The sequence below is a fragment of the Neoalteromonas arenosi genome, assembly GCF_030362855.1.
GTDB classification, from domain to species: domain Bacteria; phylum Pseudomonadota; class Gammaproteobacteria; order Enterobacterales; family Alteromonadaceae; genus Alteromonas_E; species Alteromonas_E arenosi.
On sequence record NZ_JAUCBP010000012.1, the window covers coordinates 244,227 to 260,158 of the forward strand.

Consider the following 15,932-nt stretch of genomic DNA (forward strand, 5'->3'; position numbering starts at 1 on the left):
TTAACGATTTTCCGCGTCTTCCATGCAACAGCTATCGAACCATCATCATCGTAAGCGCACGAGACTGGATTACTTCGCCCAGCGGGTAGTTGTTTTCTTTGGGTGGGCGGTTTTAGCAACCCTTGGGATATTGATCTGGCACTTAGTTAGTCAATCCTTACCTATTTTAAAATCCCCAAGTATTGAGTATTTAAGTGCTACTGCCATGCCTGAAGGCGAAGACCTGCTGTATATCGGTGATATCGAACGCGGTGGTTTCGTGATCAGTCGCGCCGAAAACTGTGCATTACATCTGTATGTGTTGTCAATGAATCGCAAGTTGCAACGCACTAAGTCATTCCCCCATGCGTGTTCAACCGATATCTATGTGCAAGGACATACTGATGAAATTTTTATTGCAGAGCGATCCAATCACAATATTTTACGCATTCAAAAAGTGATCAGTGCTGGCGGTCAAGTGTCGCTGCAGCCTGTTGTTTCACAATCTCTGGCAAGCGATGAAACGCCGGTTTCGATGCGGTCAGTCAGCGTTGATAAGCAATGGGTGACAGCCCATTTTGATAACGCTGAACAGCAAAGCGTATTGTGGATTAATCGCCAAGATCCTTCTAGGGCGATACGCCAGTCATTTGCCCACGAGGAATGGGTGGTGCCAATGCCGTCTTCACTTGGCACCGTGCTGGCTACGCAAGAGCGCTTAGTGTTATGGAGTATTTTTACAGATCGCCCAAATGTCGAGGTAATGCAACAACGCGATGATAGATTTCTATCGGCAACTGAAGACCCGCGCTCGATATACTCCAGTGTCGTTGACGGACAATTAGGCAAATGGTCATTGCGCAATATTGAAGGGCAATGGCAGCTTGTACCCATGTATAATTTGGCATTAGATGCCGATGAGTCTCCCGTGAGTGTGCATATTGATGCCAGTGTAAATTTGGGCTTGATATTAACGTCAAAAGCCCGAGTTTTATTATTTAATCGAGTCACGGGGGAGCGGCTGTACCAATATGCATTGGCATCGAGCCCCCAATCAGCAAGTTGGTATGGTGATAACCTCTATATTAGCCAGAGTAGTAAAATCGACTTGTGGTATGTTGCTGATAGAGCCAGTACTACGACGCTGGCAGCATTGTTCCAACCGCAACAATATCCCGGTTATAGCGAAGCCGACTACATCTGGCAAACCACCAATGCAACAGATTATCAGTTGGCCAAGTACAGCTTGGTGCCGCTGTTTATCGGCTCTTTAAAAGCGGCCTTGCTGGCGCTGGTTGTTGCGATTCCACTGTCGATTGGCTCGGCTATCTACATTGCCTACTTTGCGCATCCCAAAGTGCGAAATAAAGTAAAACCGACGATTGAAATGCTCGAAGCCGTGCCTTCAGTTGTGATCGGATTCATTGCTGCAATATGGCTAGCACCGCTTGCGGAGCAGTTTCTCATTGCGCTAGCCATCTTTATTTTGTTTTCTCCCATCGCACTTAGCATACTTGCACTCGGTCATCATCACATCGTAAACATTTTACCAGAGCGGGGGCGTAAGCTCTGGGAGTTACCCGCAATTAGTAGTTTGATGCTACTTATTGGCATGGGGGCGATGGCTTGGGGGATTGATTCTGTTCTGACGTTTAGTTACTTATTCAATTTAGAGGTCGATCAGTGGCTCACACAAACACAACTAAGTAAAACGACATTAGTTGTCGCTCTGGCGCTTGGTGTCGCTATCTCACCGACCATTTTCTCCCTCGCCGAAGATGCTATCGAGGGTGTCCCCAACAGCTTGAAACAAGCATCTTTTGCACTCGGCGCAACACAATTGCAAACACTGCGAAATGTCGTTTTGAAGGTGGCATTACCAGGCATCATTGCAGCCTTGATGCTAGGCTTTGGTCGCGCATTCGGCGAAACGATGATCGTACTGATGGTTACCGGTAATACACCTATTGCGGACTGGGACTTGTTCGAAGGCTTGCGCGCGTTAACCGCTAATTTGGCGATCGAATTACCAGAAGTGGAAGTGGGCAGCGCTCATTACCGTGTGCTGTTTGTAACTGCTACAGGGCTTTTTGTGTTCACATTTATTATCAATACTATCGCCGAAATGCTGCGTATGCGGGCTAGACGCTTGAGTGTGATTTAATGAAAAGTGCAATTGGTAAAATCTACACTGCAGACAAGCGACAAGCGCTCGCCGTTGGACTGGCTGCGTCAATGGCCGCCGTCTTATTACTGTCGCTGATCAGTATCGTTATTTTTATTTTGATTCGCGGCAGCAGTTACTTTTGGCCCGCATCTATTAACACTATTGAGTACAGCGACTTTCATTCCGGTAAAACCGAGCAGGTGTTTGGGCAAATATTGATGAGTCGAGTGCCGGCGTCTACCTTCGCTGAAGACCGAGTCATTGAGCAAGGTTTAGAGCAGCACTGGTTAATGAGCCGGGTGGAAAACGGTGAGTTAATACAAAGCAACGAAATTATCTTACCTACGCAAATCGTATCATCGCGAAATGAACTCGACATAGCTGAGCTTAGGCTAACCGACGGCACACGAGCATTTATTGCGCCTGCAGGGATTCGCACAGAAGACCGTGAATACGTCGATTTAGTGGAATTTTCAGATGTTCACAAGAATGTCAAAATTTTGCAGCGGCAACTCAAAGTGATAAGGGACGAGCATTTAAGCCCTATTCACCGTCAGATTGCCCAGTATGATCGCGATGGGGTCGCCCTAGATGCTCCCGCGCGGGTAAAGCTACTTAATGAGTTTGAGCATTTTCAGCGAGCAATCGGCAACTTAGAGCAAGCACTTAACGGTTACCAGCTAGTGGTTCGCGATGCCATGGGAAAACAAGCATTGGTCCCTATGGGAAATATAGTTAGCGTGAATTTCCCCAACCGCCTCGGTTTTTGGGGCAAGATGGGTTTTGCGGCGCAGCGCATATGGGGGTTTTTGACCGAAGAACCCAAGCTCGCTAATACTGCCGGCGGGGTTTTCCCCGCATTATTCGGTACCGTATTGATGATTTTGCTGATGACCGTCATCGTCACACCATTTGGCGTTCTGGCCGCGATTTATTTGTCTGAATACGCCCCGAACAATAGCCTTACAGCCGCTGTCAGGATCGCTGTAAGCAACATGGCCGGGGTTCCATCCATAGTGTATGGTGTTTTTGGACTTGGATTTTTTGTGTATGGCATCGGCGGTACGATAGATAGTTTATTTTACAGTGACAGGTTGCCATCCCCTACGTTTGGAACGCCGGGTTTATTTTGGGCGTCTTTGACTATGGCGCTGTTAACACTTCCTGTGGTGATTGTCGCCACCGAGGAGGGGTTGAAACGAGTGCCGCAGGGGCTGCGCGATAGCAGCTATGCGTTAGGTGCAACCAAAATAGAAACTATTTGGTATACAGTGCTTCCGGTGGCAAGCCCAGCCATTATGACTGGGGTTATTCTGGCTTGCGCGCGAGCTGCCGGAGAAGTGGCCCCGCTGATGCTGGTAGGGGCTGTTAAGTTCGCCCCCACTTTACCGGTGGATGGTGACTTCCCATTTTTACACGTTGAGCGGCAGTTTATGCATTTAGGTGTATTCATTTATGACGGGACGTTTCACAGCCAAGTCAATTCACAGGGGTCTTCGATGATGTTTGCGGCTTGTTTGTTGTTGTTAGTCTGTGTTTTTGGTTTAAATTTTGTGGCGATAAAATTGCGTTCGCGCTTGCGTAAACGCTATGCGAGGGACTAATCAAACATGCTCAATCTATTTGAACGCGAAAAACTCGATCTGCAGAGCTTATCACCAAGCGACACGGCCATTAACGTCGAAGGGCTGAATTTGTGGTTCGGCAAAAAGCAGGTTTTAAATGATATCTCGATGAAGATCCCCAAGCACAGAATTACCGCACTCATTGGTCAAAGTGGTTGTGGAAAATCGACGTTAATCAGTAGCTTTAATCGCATGAACGACTTGGTGGATGGGTGCCGCTATCTAGGCAAAGTTGAAATTGACGGGCGAGACATCAATCACTCGCGAGAAAACGTAGCGCGTTTACGCGCCAGCGTCGGCATGGTTTTTCAACGTCCGAATCCCTTTCCCATGAGTATTTATGAAAACGTCTGTTACGGACTCAAGCTTCAAGGAATGAGTTTACGCCGCACACTGGATGACTCGGTGGAGCAGGCATTGCGCGATGCGGCATTGTGGGAAGAAGTAAAAGATCGCCTTTTTGAACCCGCCAATATCTTGTCCGGCGGACAGCAGCAACGCTTAGTGTTTGCTCGGGCCTTGGCATTACAACCTGATATATTGTTATTAGATGAACCTACCAGCGCGTTAGATCCGTTAACGACATTGTATATTGAAGAGTTGATGATCAGTCTGAAAAAACGCTGTACGGTCATCATTGTGACTCACAATATGCAACAAGCTGCTCGTGTATCCGATTACACGGCGTTTATTCATCAAGGTGAGCTCATAGAGTATGCTGATAGCGATTCATTGTTTACGATGCCAGTGAAAAAACAAACGGAAGACTATATTACCGGCCGATACGGCTAGGCTACGAGGGTGCTATGCGTCAAGTTAAGTTAAACAATCACATCTCCGGTAAATTCAATATTGAATTGGAAAACTTGCGTAATTCAGTGCTAACGATGGGCGGTGAGGTCGAGCAACAAATGGTCGACACATTGCGAGCCATAAAGGAAAACAACGCAGGCCTTGCCGAGAAAGTTGTGCTTAATGATTTGAAGATCAATGCAATGGAAGTGCAAATTGACGAAGAGTGCATGCGCATAATTGCTAAGCGACATCCAACGGCTACTGATCTGCGTTTGGTGTTAACAATTGCAAAAGCCACTACCGATATCGAGCGAATTGGTGATGAGATAGAACGGATTGCTAAATTGGTGACAAAGCATAATCTTCCTGTCTCAGAAACAATTAAAAGCAGTATGTTATCGATCGGAGAACATGTGGTGGCCATGATGCGAGGCACCTTTAATGCTTTCGCGCGACAAGATGAACAGGCCGCGCTAAACGTGTATGAGCAAGACAACAGGATTGACCGGCAATACAAGTCACTATTGTCATATACCAGTCAGGAAATGCGGCAATATCCAGAATTGATGGAAGACTGGTTAGAAATATTGTGGGCACTGCGTTCACTTGAGAGAGTAGGCGATCGCTGTAAGAATATTTGCGAGTATGTGGTTTATCTAGCCGGTGGGTCTGATGTGCGGCATGCGTCGATTGAAAGCATGCAGCAGAAGATTGACGATCTAGCGCAATAATTTTTTGTACATTTCCACTATGGGTTCTGCTGCGGTTAGGGTATTATGCGCGGCAGTTTGTAATGTGAAAGCTAGTTGGCAGCAATACTAATGGTATTTTTGAACAGTATTCGAACAACTTATCAATTGAACGCGCTTCGAAGCGTTAATAAAGGCCAGTAATCTGTGGATATTATTCAAAGCTACGGCTTAATTCTGATTATTTTGGCAGCCGTGTTCGGTTTCATCATGGCCTGGGGTATTGGTGCCAATGATGTGGCCAATGCTATGGGGACCTCGGTAGGGTCCAAAGCGTTAACCATTAAGCAAGCCATCCTTATAGCGATGGTATTTGAGTTCGCTGGCGCGTACCTAGCGGGTGGTGAAGTTACTTCTACTATACGCAAAGGTATTATTGACGCCGGGTATTTCGTCGATATTCCAGAATACCTTGTCCTTGGGATGATTTCGGCTTTGTTAGCTGCGGGCATATGGCTAGCAGTTGCATCCTTTAAAGGTTGGCCGGTTTCTACAACGCACTCGATTATTGGTGCCATTATTGGTTTTACTGCTGTCGGTGTAAGCACTGAGGCCGTCGAGTGGGGCAAAGTCGGTGGAATTGTCGGTAGTTGGGTAGTGACTCCGGCTATTTCAGGCATTATTGCCTATTTGATTTTTGTCAGTGCTGACAAACTTATTTTCCAAACCAAAACGCCTTTCCAAAACGCCCGTCGCTACGTGCCTGTATACATGGCACTAGCTGGTTTTATCATGTCATTGGTAACCATCAAGAAGGGTTTAAAACACGTAGGCTTAGGTCTTCCTGATGCTCAGGGTTATGCCTTGGCAGTCGGCATTGCAGTCGCAGTTGGATTGCTGGGTGTGTGGATGATCAATCGGGTTAAGTACGACGTGAATGATACGTTGGAGCATCAAAACGCCAACGTCGAAAAAGTGTTTGCGATTTTAATGATCGTTACTGCGTGTTGTATGGCGTTCGCGCACGGCTCCAATGATGTTGCTAACGCAATTGGACCGCTAGCTGCCGTTGTCAGCGTGGTCAGCAATGGCGGTGAAATCACTTCAAATGCTACTTTGGCTCCTTGGATCCTGCCGCTGGGCGGTATCGGTATCGTTGCTGGGTTGGCGTTATTCGGTCATCGAGTAATTCGCACTATCGGTCAGGGTATTACGCATTTAACGCCAAGCCGTGGTTTTGCTGCCGAAATGGCGGCGGCAACAACGGTTGTCATTGCCTCTGGGACAGGTTTGCCTATTTCCACCACGCAAACTCTGGTGGGAGCCGTTTTAGGTGTTGGTCTAGCGCGCGGTGTTGCTGCGCTGAACTTCGGCGTGATCAGAACTATTCTGATTTCGTGGGTAGTCACCCTACCAGCCGGTGCACTACTGGCCATCATTTTCTTCTTTATCCTAAAAGCCTCTTTCGGGGTCATTTAAGCTTAAATTAGCGGGTTATCCCGGCTTTTCTTCGTCATCCCGGCGCGGGCCGGGATTTCTAACCGCCGTATATTTCGGTATCGCAGTACATTAACGCCGGTCCAGCAAAGACCTTGTTTGGTTTCGTCATTCGCTGCTCTTTCGTCATCCCGGCGCCGGCCGGGAACTACCCACACCCAAATTGCAGTTTCACAGTGTTTTGCTAATCTATTAAAAAATAATTTTTTAATAGAAGTGATCGATTAGATGAAATGGCCAAACTTAAAGCACCTTCATTACTTGGTAGTTTTGCATCAAGAACAGCACTTTCACCGAGCGGCTGAACGCTGTCATGTTACCCAGTCTACATTGAGCTCTGCCATCCAAAACTTAGAAGAGCACTTTGGTGCGCAGCTGTTGGAGCGCGAACACAAAGCGTTTGTCTTTTCAGCCTTTGGTCTTGAAATCGTTGAGCGCAGTAAGCGGATTATTAACGAAGCTCGCGAGTTGGTTGATTTTGCCTGTAATGCTGGCGATTGGCGAAGCGGCACACTTAAACTTGGCGTCATTCCAACTATCGCGCCGTTTTTGTTTGAAGGCTTAATTAAATCGGTAAACCGTTTGTACCCTTCACTGTCTTTGCACCTTCAAGAAGACACCACAGAAAACTTGTTGGAGCAATTAAACGAAGGAGACTTAGACCTGCTGGTCTTGGCGTTGCCAATGGAAACCCCTGGATGTAAGCAATTGGTGATTGGTCACGATCCTTTTCACTTGGTTATGCATCGCAGTACTTATGAGTCAACTGAGATGCCGCTTGATGTAACGTCACTGCCGAAAAACAGTATTTTCTTACTCCAGCAAGAGCACTGTATGACTGGTCATGCCGTGAGTGCCTGTAACTTGCGATATTCAGAGCAGGTTAATAGTTTGGCTGCGAGTTCATTACATACCCTGGTGCAGTTAGCCAATGCCAAGCTCGGTTATACCTTTATTCCAGAGCTGGCGTTACAACAAGATATCTTGGAAAAATCTGACCTCATTTCATTACCAGCGGAGGACAATGCATTTCGAGAAATCGGTTTAGTGTGGCGCAACGGGACAACGCGCGTGCAACTTTTTCGTTCTCTAGCTGAATGTTTAGCGCCCCTGATGCCGGTCGATGCATTAAAACGCTAAATTTTTTTTAAAAAATTCCAAACTTTTTTCCACGTGATCGCGACTATAGAACCAACGACAAACTAAATGGAAGTATTGGGTGTTTACCACGACCGATGAACAGCTCATCAAAAAAGCATTAAAAGGCAATAAAAAAGCGTGGTTTAGTTTGATTGGCCGCTATGAGCGAGCGATTTTCAATTACGGCGTGCGAATGACGGGAAATCGAGATGATAGTCTTGATCTAATGCAAGACATCTTTGTTTCGGTATTTCGCAATCTCAGCAGCTATCAAGGTACCGGCGCGTTTAAGAGCTGGCTGTTTCGCATTGCCCATTATCGCTGCATTGAGTTTTATCGCCGCAAAAAACCGCACGTTAGTCTTGATGACACCCCGGAAATAGAATGTGCAGGAAACGCCACACCAGAGCCGCTGTTACAAGGCGCTCAACAGCAGCAGCGACTGCATATGGCGATGCAAACGCTACCGATAAATCAACGCGCGGTGGTGGAATTAAAGTTTTTTGGTCAATTTACATTTGACGAAATCGCTGAGCAATTAGGGGTTTCAGCGAATACTGTTAAATCAAGACTGTATAGCGCATTGGCCAAACTGAAAAGTCATCTGGAGGTAGAGTATGTCTGAACAACAACACGCCGAATTGTTTGCTGCGTGGCTGGAAGGACAGTTAACTGCTGAACAACAACAGCAATTTGAAGCGCTGTGCGTGACTGACGCTGCGTTCAGTGCACGCGTGCAGCAGGCCAATCAACTGCGCGTAAGTGCCGAGGAGTGGCAATCTGAACCTGTACCGAGCTGGGCAAAAGCAGCAACATTTGAACAGTCTTACAGTTTGCCTTGGTGGCAATCACCCAAGCTATCGGTACTATCTTTTGCCTGTTCAGTATGCGCAATCTTTATGGTGCTCGGTGGTTTTCAGGTATCAGTTCAAGATGGCCAATTGTCGTTGGGGTTTAAGCAGGGTTTGACGTCGACCGAGGTTGAGCTTCTGGTTCAGCAACGGATGGATAGCTATCAAGAAAATCAGCAACAATTATTCGCTCAATATGCCGATGCGCTCAATGCTCAACAGCAGCAAAACGGTGCGCAGCTGACCGAATATTTATTGTCATCCAGTCGTCAAGAGCGGCGTGAAGACTTTGCCGAGTTGATCAAGTTTATCAATGAGCAGCGCAATGAAGATCAAGTGTATTACGCCCGGCAGCTCAATGATTTACAACAAGAAATATATGCGAATAACGGGATCCGCAGCAATATACCAAGTATCAGTACTGACGCGAGTCAGTCGCCGAATGAATAACGGGGAATGAATTATGAAAGTATCAATATTAGCCGCAAGTGTATTTGCAATTACTGCTGCGATGCCAAGCTATAGCGCTGTAAACTATACAGAGTTGGGCGAGGAGCTGGAAATCATGAACAGTGTGCTTGAAACCTCATTACGACAAAGCAGTGAATCCGAAGCTATTCGCTTTCGTGGGCTCGATACTAGCTACTTAGCAGGCCAAGGTGTGGTGTTTGAAGTTGCAACGTCACGCGGAACCTGGGGACTCGATTTCGATTTACGTCAATTCATTCCCAGTGCACCCGAAGCACCCCTTCCACCAATTATCGTTGGCGACGGTGAGCACAATTTAGTATTTGAAGTCGAGCAAGAGTGGGAGCATGTTATCGAAGAAACCGTGCGCGGTTTTGAAGAAGCGTTCCGAGAAGTGCACGAACAGATGCGTGATGTTCGCGCTGACGCTCGCGAGATAAGTTGGGAAGTGCGCGAGCTGGAGCGGCGTAAACGCGACTTAAATTTTGAGGCGCGCACCGCTGATGAAGAGCGTAAGCGTGAAATCCAAGCCGACCTTGAAGAAATTGAGATCGAATTAGCTAATTTAAAACTGCGCCAGCAAGAACTGACTGAATATGCCGACACCCTTGAGGCCGAGCAAAAAGCGCAAATCGAAAAGCAGCAACAAGCCCGATTGGAAGCGGACAAAGCTTTCCTAGCAACCTTCGAAGAGCAAATTGGTGATTCGCTTTGTCGCTTTGGTGCCGGTTTACGCGCACTGCCACGCGATGAACATATCAGTTTTGTTTTGAAAAACTTTGAAGTGAACGAGAAGCGCAAACCTCAAGATCGCGTTTATGTGTTTACCCAAGCGAATATTCGCGAATGTGTACAAGAAAAAATCAGTGCCGATAAGTTACTTGAACAAGCAGTGGTTTATAGTTTCTAACCGTTTTTTCTCAACAGTTTGTGGTTTTTTTAACCACAAACTGTTGTAACTGCGGATAAAGCTGCTCAAACGCATGATGCATCTCTTTGTGACGATGGGTAATTAATGTGGCCGCGCCATCGGCAAATCGAATTTTACCTTTGAGTCTCTGCTCAATGTGTTGGTAAGCGCGAATAACGCCCTCAATTTCAGCATAATCTGTTAACCAGCGATACTCGATTAACCCCTGTTTCACACGGTCAAAGCGTGGGCCTACCGACAACTGTGTGGCTGCAAGTTCGGCATAAAAACCGTCCAATACCTCACTTTGTACATTCGTGTTATAGCAGTGCCATTGCCTGCACAATAAATGGTCAAAATAGACATCAATAATAACGCCAGCCATGCGTCGAAGTTCAGGCGGAAACAAGCGTCGCAAGTCAGCGGTAATGGGATGATTGTCGGTGTACGAATCTATTGCCCTATGCAGTTCGATGCCTTGTTGTATTGATACAGGAAACCTGGATAAGTCATAGCCTTTTACAAAATCGCCAAGAAAGTTTCCCAGCTTGCTAGTACCAGAGTGGTGGGCTAGTTGTATGTGGGCAAGATAGTTCAGGTTTGCGGTCCCCAAATCCAGTCGATGAACGTGATCATACTGATTTAAATCAAAAGAACCGATCTTTTTTAAAAAAAAGGTCGTAATTAAGAACGATTCGCATTAACATTCTCGTCAAATTTATACCTGAGATGTAAATGCGGTTGACGGCAACCGTCATTGCGTTAAGAAAATAGTTACGTTAAGGACAGAGATTTGAAATTCAAACTGACTGCGATCAGCGCTGCATTATTGCTCGCAACCCCTGTTTTAGCTGAAGTTGATGCGTCTATTGAGCGCATTAAGGTTGAAGGGCGAGTACTTTCAATTAGTGAGTCTAACTCAGTTAAATCACCGACCCCGATAATTGATGTACCGCAAAGCCTATCGATTATGACTGCGGAAGAAATTACTCAGCGCGGTATTTCAAGTATTAGCCAAATCGTTGACTACACCCCAGGTTTAAACACGTCTCAGGGGGAAGGTCACCGCGACTCAGTGGTATTCCGTGGAGTACGTTCAACTGCTGACTTTTTTATCGATGGTCATCGCGATGATGTTCAGTACTATCGTGCGTTGTACAACATTGAGCAAGTCGAAGTGTTACGCGGTCCAAACGCTTTGTTATTTGGTCGCGGCGGCACGGGGGGGGTGTTAAACCGTGTAACTAAGAAAGCACAGTTAGACCAAGATTTTAGTAATTACCAACTTGGCTTGAATACATTTGGTGGCTTCAATGGCCAAATCGATACTAATTTCGTAACGTCATCTGATTCATCGATGCGTATCAATGCCATGTATGAACAGCTAGAGAATCATCGCGATTACTACGATGGCGAACGCATTGGTTTTAATCCCACAGCACGCATCGAGCTATCCGATGACTCAACCTTAGATTTGTCATACGAGTATATTAATCACGAGCGCTTCATCGACCGCGGTATCCCAACAGGCGCTGATGGCCGTCCTGTAGAGGCGTTTGAGGATATTGTGTTTGGTGATCCGGAAAATAACTATCACACCTTGGATGCGCATGTTTTCCGAGCTGCACTAGAACACCGTTTCAGCGACCAGCTGAAAGGTAACTTTGCTGCCTACTATGGCGACTTTGATAAAGTGTACGCAAACTTTTATGCAGCTGGATTCGATCCCGTTACTAATGCAGTGACACTCGACGGTTATATCGACACCACGGTGCGCGACTCATTTAATCTGTCGGCAAACCTGATAGGTGAGTTTGAGACCAGCGGTATTGGCCATACCATTATATTTGGTGGCGAGCACATCCGCACCAATTCTGACCAAGACCGCTTCAACCCAGTATTTAGCACTAACGGCGATGATCAAGAGCGCTTTGTTACACAGCGGCCCATTGCTATCAATGGACTAGCTGGGACTAACTTTGATGGTCAATCCTTTACAGTGCCATTTAGTGATCTCAATGACGACACACGCGTCGATCTGACGGTGACATCACTTTACGTCCAAGATGAAATTGAGATTTCAGACCAGCTGGATGTGGTCATTGGTGCCCGCTTTGATAGTTTTGATATTGAAGTCTTTAATGCCGACCCCGACGTGTTGGAAACACGTTCACGCAAAGACGAGGAAGTCTCTCCGCGTGCAGGCATTATTTACAAACCACAAGAAAATATCTCATTGTATGCGAGCTACAGTGAATCATTCTTACCGCGCAGCGGTGAGCAATACACCGATATCAATGGCAACGATGACCAGCTTGACCCAAATACGTTCACCAACCGTGAAATTGGAATCAAGTGGGACTTTGCTGATGACTTGAGTTTTACTGCTGCGATTTTCGAGAACGAGCAGAGCTCACCTCAAGTGGCTGATAACAATCCTGAGACGTTGGATGTCATCGACTCTCAAATTGACGGCTTTGAGTTGCAGCTACAAGGTTATTTAACCGACGAATTGAGCATCTCTATTAACTACAGTCATTTAGACGGTGAAATTGTCGATCGTTCCGGTCCGACAGGGCGTTCACCGCGTGAATTGCCAGAGAATATGTTCTCAGTCTGGAGCACTTATCAAGTTAATGATGCATTTGGCATAGGTCTAGGGGCAACCTATCAGGACGAGAGCTTTATTAACAACTCTAACTCAGCCACACTGCCCAGTTACACCCGGGTAGATGCAGCCGCTTACTACGATATCTCGGATGATTTACGTGTGCAGTTGAACATCGAGAACTTAACTGATGAGCTTTACTTCCCGAATGCTCATTCAACACACCAAGCAACAGTTGCGCCGCCACTGAATGCTAAAGTGACTTTGGTGGGTAGTTTCTAAGCCCTGTTATACTCCTTTATAAAAGCCCAAAGTTAATCCTTTGGGCTTTTTTATGCCTGTGATTTCGCCCACAAAACTGCACCATATTCAGCGCCTTGCTGAGGCGGTTGGATGCGGGTGATTAATGACGGGTCAAGATATGAGCGATAAGATTCAGCCAGCCCCCCCGCGAGACATAAATTACCCCCACTCAGTTCAAGTGCTTGTGTGGCAATAACGGAAAGGTATTCGGCACCTTCTGAAATCAATGCCGCCGCGTTTTTTTGACTGGGGGCCAGCTCAAACAACGCGGGTGCCAGTCGGGCGAAATCGGCGGGTTGCGCATTATTAAACTGACTAACGATGTCCTCTGCCGTTTGGCAGCCGGTTACCTCTATGATTGCTTGACTAAAATCCCGCGGCACTGCACCGGGGTATTGCTCAAGGCTGAGCAATGTCACTTGCAACGCTTTTTTGCCCAGCCACGCACCACTGCCTTTGTCACCCAAAACAAAGCCATGCCCACCAATTTGAGTGATAGTCTCACCATATTTGGCCGCAGCACATGAACCAGTGCCAACGATTAATGCGCTGCCGTCATGACCATTATGCCCCCCCCAGATTGCTGCGGTTAGGTCCGTCGTTACGCTGAGTTGTTGATACGGGTGTTGCCACATTTGCAGCGCGTGCTGAGCCGCTCGGACTTTAAATCCAGCTAATCCTGCACAGACGTGAATTTTATATTGTTGGCGCTGATGGGTTGGGATCTTAGCATCTTGTAACGATGCGTGAATAACATGCGCTATTTCGTTGAGCACTGACTCGGTATTGCGAGCTATATTGGCTGCACCAGCTGTGGCGTGACCGAGTTCATTTAAGTGTTCGTCAAACACACGAGCGCGACAGGTCGTTCCACCGCCGTCAACGCCGACAAATAACGGAATTTTTTCTACCACTAATTTTGCTTTCCTTACAACTGTGTAACTTACTACTTTACATGCTACAGCATCGACACAACAAGTATATGTAAGCTAGGTATCAATTTTGTTTAATCGTGTATTTTTTCCACCCAGTTGAGGTAAAGCTAGATTTTTTGTCGCTTTGGCGTAGACTGCGTCGCGCACACCTATTTGGATATGTTGTTTAAAAGGAATATAGAATGAAAAAACACATAGGCTTTACTGCACTTGCCCTTATTTGTTCTGCTAACGCATTTGCACAGGACGAGACCCAATCTACAGATTCTGGTTACTGGTCATTTGGCGCAGCCGCTGCGATCGTTAATATCGATGAAGATACTGCGCGTCAACAGGGTATTGATGATAGTGCATACTCAATCGGATTTACCGCTGATTACTTCAAGTCTTCGTGGGTAACGACGCTGGGTCTTGATATCGTAGTGTACGATGACAACGAAGCGTTTAGCCAAGTCGTTATTGGTGATGGATTATTTAATGACGGTGATGTATCAGTTGAATCATCCGATGCAAATGGAATTTTGCTTTCTGTGGCAACCGGTTACCGCTGGGAATTTGGTGAAAAGAATGATGTTTCTGTCACCTTGCAAGGCGGTTATGGTGTGATGCTGGCATCTGAACGTACCATTGAAAATTGTTCAAACTGTTTCAGTGAGGACATCGATGTAGATGGCGGATTGTTTGCTAAGGCTAGTTTAATGAAGCGCAATGATTCATTTGATATTGGCATCTTTGCACAACAATATTTTGGTGGCGATGGCGTCGCTAATGCGTTTGGTATTGCGGTCAACTTCCCCCTCTAACAACTTTTAGAAAAAAGCCCTGCTTTCGCAGGGCTGCAACCTAAGAGACGTGTTTGCGTATACGTTTGCGCAGTTGATCTAATTCTTCCATATAATGTTCATTATCGACTATCTGTAGCGCTTCAATGATGTCTTTTGCCGCGAGAGCTTGACCATCTTTAAATAACAATTGTGCGTAACGCAGTTGCGCCCAATGGCGTTCATAGGTTGGATGCTTTGGTCCTTCTAAGAATGATTCTAATGCTGCGATCCCAATCTTGATGTTGGTTTCGCTCAGTACGCCTAATCGTCCTATTTGATATAGTATCGCCTGACGTGCATATCGGCGCTCTTGGCGCTTGAGCTGTTCCTCTGGCGATTCACCCAATGGCGTAGCGAGTGCCTTGTCAGTATGGCTTAATGATACATTGAGTGCCTGAAACGCTTCGTGGTATCTGGCTAATTGCATATAGTGCAAGGCGATCCGAAAATAATTGCCACTGAGTGATTCTGGGCTGTGCTGCTCCTCATTACTAAGGATTTTTTCGAAGCTGTCGAGCTGCGCCAGGATGAGGGTTTTGTCTTCTTCATAAAGCGCAATATTTAATTGTGCTAACGCTCCTTCAAGTGGAGCAATTTCGTTTAATATGCGCGCTGATTCACGCGCCTTATCCGTTGAGCCTCCCGCAAAAAATGGAGCGCGAATATAATATTGCACCAGTGCATGGTGACCGGGGATAAAGTCCGGGTTCAAGCTGACAGAGCGTTTAAAGCTATCTAGTGCTTTTTCAGCCAGTGAACTGGCGTTAAAAATACTCGCTTCTGATGCCAGACGCCCATAGATGCGGCCCGCCCAGTAATGCGTTTCTGGGTTGCTGGCTTGCAGCAAAAGCGGTGTAAGCCGTTTTTCAGCCTCTACAACGTTATTGTTATAAAAGGCTTGAATTGCATCAATTACGGCGAGCTGTTCTGAGTTGAATGGATTAGCTTCGAGCCATTGTTGGCGAAGCTGGGTGTGTTCTCGTGGTGCCAATCGCTCTGCGATTTCATAATAGCTAGCCGCCAGAGCCGACATTGAGGATGATGTTGCGAGTGTAACGCTCAGCAAAATGCGGCAAATAAAGAGGGGTAATTTCATCGTAGCAATCCCTTGTTTTTCAACTGTAGATAATTGCTGACGAGT

The 15,932-nt window shown here is 46.5% G+C and carries 14 protein-coding genes; 11 read left to right on the top strand and 3 right to left on the bottom strand.

Annotated features, from left to right (window positions below; genetic code table 11):
• Nucleotides 1-22: 22 nt before the first annotated feature.
• The 9 genes from QTP81_RS14785 to QTP81_RS14825 all read left to right on the top strand — a co-directional run bounded on the left by QTP81_RS14785 (nucleotide 23) and on the right by QTP81_RS14825 (nucleotide 10,121).
• Entirely contained in the window at nucleotides 23-2,143 is a 2,121-nt protein-coding gene (locus QTP81_RS14785; RefSeq protein WP_289366544.1) for an ABC transporter permease subunit, read from the top strand.
• Nucleotides 2,143-3,750: a phosphate ABC transporter permease PstA gene (gene pstA / locus QTP81_RS14790; protein WP_289366545.1), complete on the top strand. Its 1,608-nt coding sequence runs from the start codon at nucleotides 2,143-2,145 to the stop codon at nucleotides 3,748-3,750. The genes QTP81_RS14785 and pstA overlap by 1 nt, the downstream gene beginning before the upstream one ends.
• A 6-nt stretch (nucleotides 3,751-3,756) precedes the next feature.
• Nucleotides 3,757-4,563 carry a phosphate ABC transporter ATP-binding protein PstB gene (gene pstB, locus QTP81_RS14795; protein ID WP_289366546.1) on the top strand — a complete coding sequence of 269 codons (807 nt, stop codon included), beginning with the start codon at nucleotides 3,757-3,759 and terminating at the stop codon, nucleotides 4,561-4,563.
• A gap of 14 nt (nucleotides 4,564-4,577) precedes the next feature.
• Nucleotides 4,578-5,297, top strand: a complete 720-nt coding sequence (gene phoU, locus QTP81_RS14800; RefSeq protein ID WP_289366547.1) for a phosphate signaling complex protein PhoU — start codon at nucleotides 4,578-4,580, stop codon at nucleotides 5,295-5,297.
• Nucleotides 5,298-5,462: 165 nt separating this feature from the next.
• Entirely contained in the window at nucleotides 5,463-6,734 is a 1,272-nt protein-coding gene (locus QTP81_RS14805; RefSeq protein WP_289366549.1) for an inorganic phosphate transporter, read from the top strand.
• A 246-nt stretch (nucleotides 6,735-6,980) separates the two neighbouring features.
• Nucleotides 6,981-7,892: a hydrogen peroxide-inducible genes activator gene (locus tag QTP81_RS14810; protein ID WP_289366551.1), complete on the top strand. Its 912-nt coding sequence runs from the start codon at nucleotides 6,981-6,983 to the stop codon at nucleotides 7,890-7,892.
• Nucleotides 7,893-7,971: 79 nt separating this feature from the next.
• Nucleotides 7,972-8,517: an RNA polymerase sigma factor gene (locus tag QTP81_RS14815; RefSeq protein ID WP_289366552.1), complete on the top strand. Its 546-nt coding sequence runs from the start codon at nucleotides 7,972-7,974 to the stop codon at nucleotides 8,515-8,517.
• Complete coding sequence (locus QTP81_RS14820) at nucleotides 8,510-9,193, top strand: anti-sigma factor (protein ID WP_289366553.1); 684 nt, start codon at nucleotides 8,510-8,512, stop codon at nucleotides 9,191-9,193. The genes QTP81_RS14815 and QTP81_RS14820 overlap by 8 nt, the downstream gene beginning before the upstream one ends.
• A 13-nt stretch (nucleotides 9,194-9,206) precedes the next feature.
• Entirely contained in the window at nucleotides 9,207-10,121 is a 915-nt protein-coding gene (locus QTP81_RS14825) for a hypothetical protein (RefSeq protein ID WP_289366554.1), read from the top strand.
• 10 nt (nucleotides 10,122-10,131) lie between these two features.
• Here the strand turns inward: QTP81_RS14825 and QTP81_RS14830 are convergent, their stop codons facing one another.
• Nucleotides 10,132-10,734 (bottom strand): acyl carrier protein phosphodiesterase, encoded by a 603-nt coding sequence (locus QTP81_RS14830; RefSeq protein WP_289366555.1) that lies wholly within the window; start codon nucleotides 10,732-10,734, stop codon nucleotides 10,132-10,134.
• 180 nt (nucleotides 10,735-10,914) lie between these two features.
• On the opposite strand from QTP81_RS14830, the gene QTP81_RS14835 reads away from it, so the two are divergent.
• Nucleotides 10,915-13,011, top strand: coding sequence for a TonB-dependent receptor (locus QTP81_RS14835; protein ID WP_289366556.1), 2,097 nt, complete (start codon nucleotides 10,915-10,917; stop codon nucleotides 13,009-13,011).
• Between the two features lie 50 nt (nucleotides 13,012-13,061).
• On the opposite strand, the gene QTP81_RS14840 is transcribed toward QTP81_RS14835, so the two are convergent.
• Nucleotides 13,062-13,946 (bottom strand): glucosamine kinase nucleotide-binding domain-containing protein, encoded by an 885-nt coding sequence (locus QTP81_RS14840; protein ID WP_289366557.1) that lies wholly within the window; start codon nucleotides 13,944-13,946, stop codon nucleotides 13,062-13,064.
• 203 nt (nucleotides 13,947-14,149) lie between these two features.
• Here QTP81_RS14840 and QTP81_RS14845 point away from each other — a divergent pair, with 203 nt between their 5' ends.
• The gene (locus tag QTP81_RS14845) at nucleotides 14,150-14,770 is read left to right on the top strand and encodes a hypothetical protein (RefSeq protein ID WP_289366559.1); all 621 of its coding nucleotides are present in this window, start codon (nucleotides 14,150-14,152) and stop codon (nucleotides 14,768-14,770) included.
• A gap of 40 nt (nucleotides 14,771-14,810) precedes the next feature.
• Here the strand turns inward: QTP81_RS14845 and QTP81_RS14850 are convergent, their stop codons facing one another.
• The gene (locus tag QTP81_RS14850) at nucleotides 14,811-15,887 is read right to left on the bottom strand and encodes a hypothetical protein (RefSeq protein ID WP_289366560.1); all 1,077 of its coding nucleotides are present in this window, start codon (nucleotides 15,885-15,887) and stop codon (nucleotides 14,811-14,813) included.
• Nucleotides 15,888-15,932 lie beyond the last annotated feature (45 nt).

Excerpts from the sequence above, each read along its gene's own strand:
- pstB (WP_289366546.1), top strand. The coding sequence starts at position 3,757 with ATGCTCAATCTATTTGAACGCGAAAAACTCGATCTGCAGAGCTTATCA.
- QTP81_RS14825 (WP_289366554.1), top strand. The coding sequence starts at position 9,207 with ATGAAAGTATCAATATTAGCCGCAAGTGTATTTGCAATTACTGCTGCG.
- QTP81_RS14820 (WP_289366553.1), top strand. The coding sequence starts at position 8,510 with ATGTCTGAACAACAACACGCCGAATTGTTTGCTGCGTGGCTGGAAGGA.
- QTP81_RS14785 (WP_289366544.1), top strand. The coding sequence starts at position 23 with ATGCAACAGCTATCGAACCATCATCATCGTAAGCGCACGAGACTGGAT.
- phoU (WP_289366547.1), top strand. The coding sequence starts at position 4,578 with ATGCGTCAAGTTAAGTTAAACAATCACATCTCCGGTAAATTCAATATT.
- QTP81_RS14845 (WP_289366559.1), top strand. The coding sequence starts at position 14,150 with ATGAAAAAACACATAGGCTTTACTGCACTTGCCCTTATTTGTTCTGCT.
- QTP81_RS14850 (WP_289366560.1), bottom strand. The coding sequence starts at position 15,887 with ATGAAATTACCCCTCTTTATTTGCCGCATTTTGCTGAGCGTTACACTC.
- pstA (WP_289366545.1), top strand. The coding sequence starts at position 2,143 with ATGAAAAGTGCAATTGGTAAAATCTACACTGCAGACAAGCGACAAGCG.
- QTP81_RS14810 (WP_289366551.1), top strand. The coding sequence starts at position 6,981 with ATGAAATGGCCAAACTTAAAGCACCTTCATTACTTGGTAGTTTTGCAT.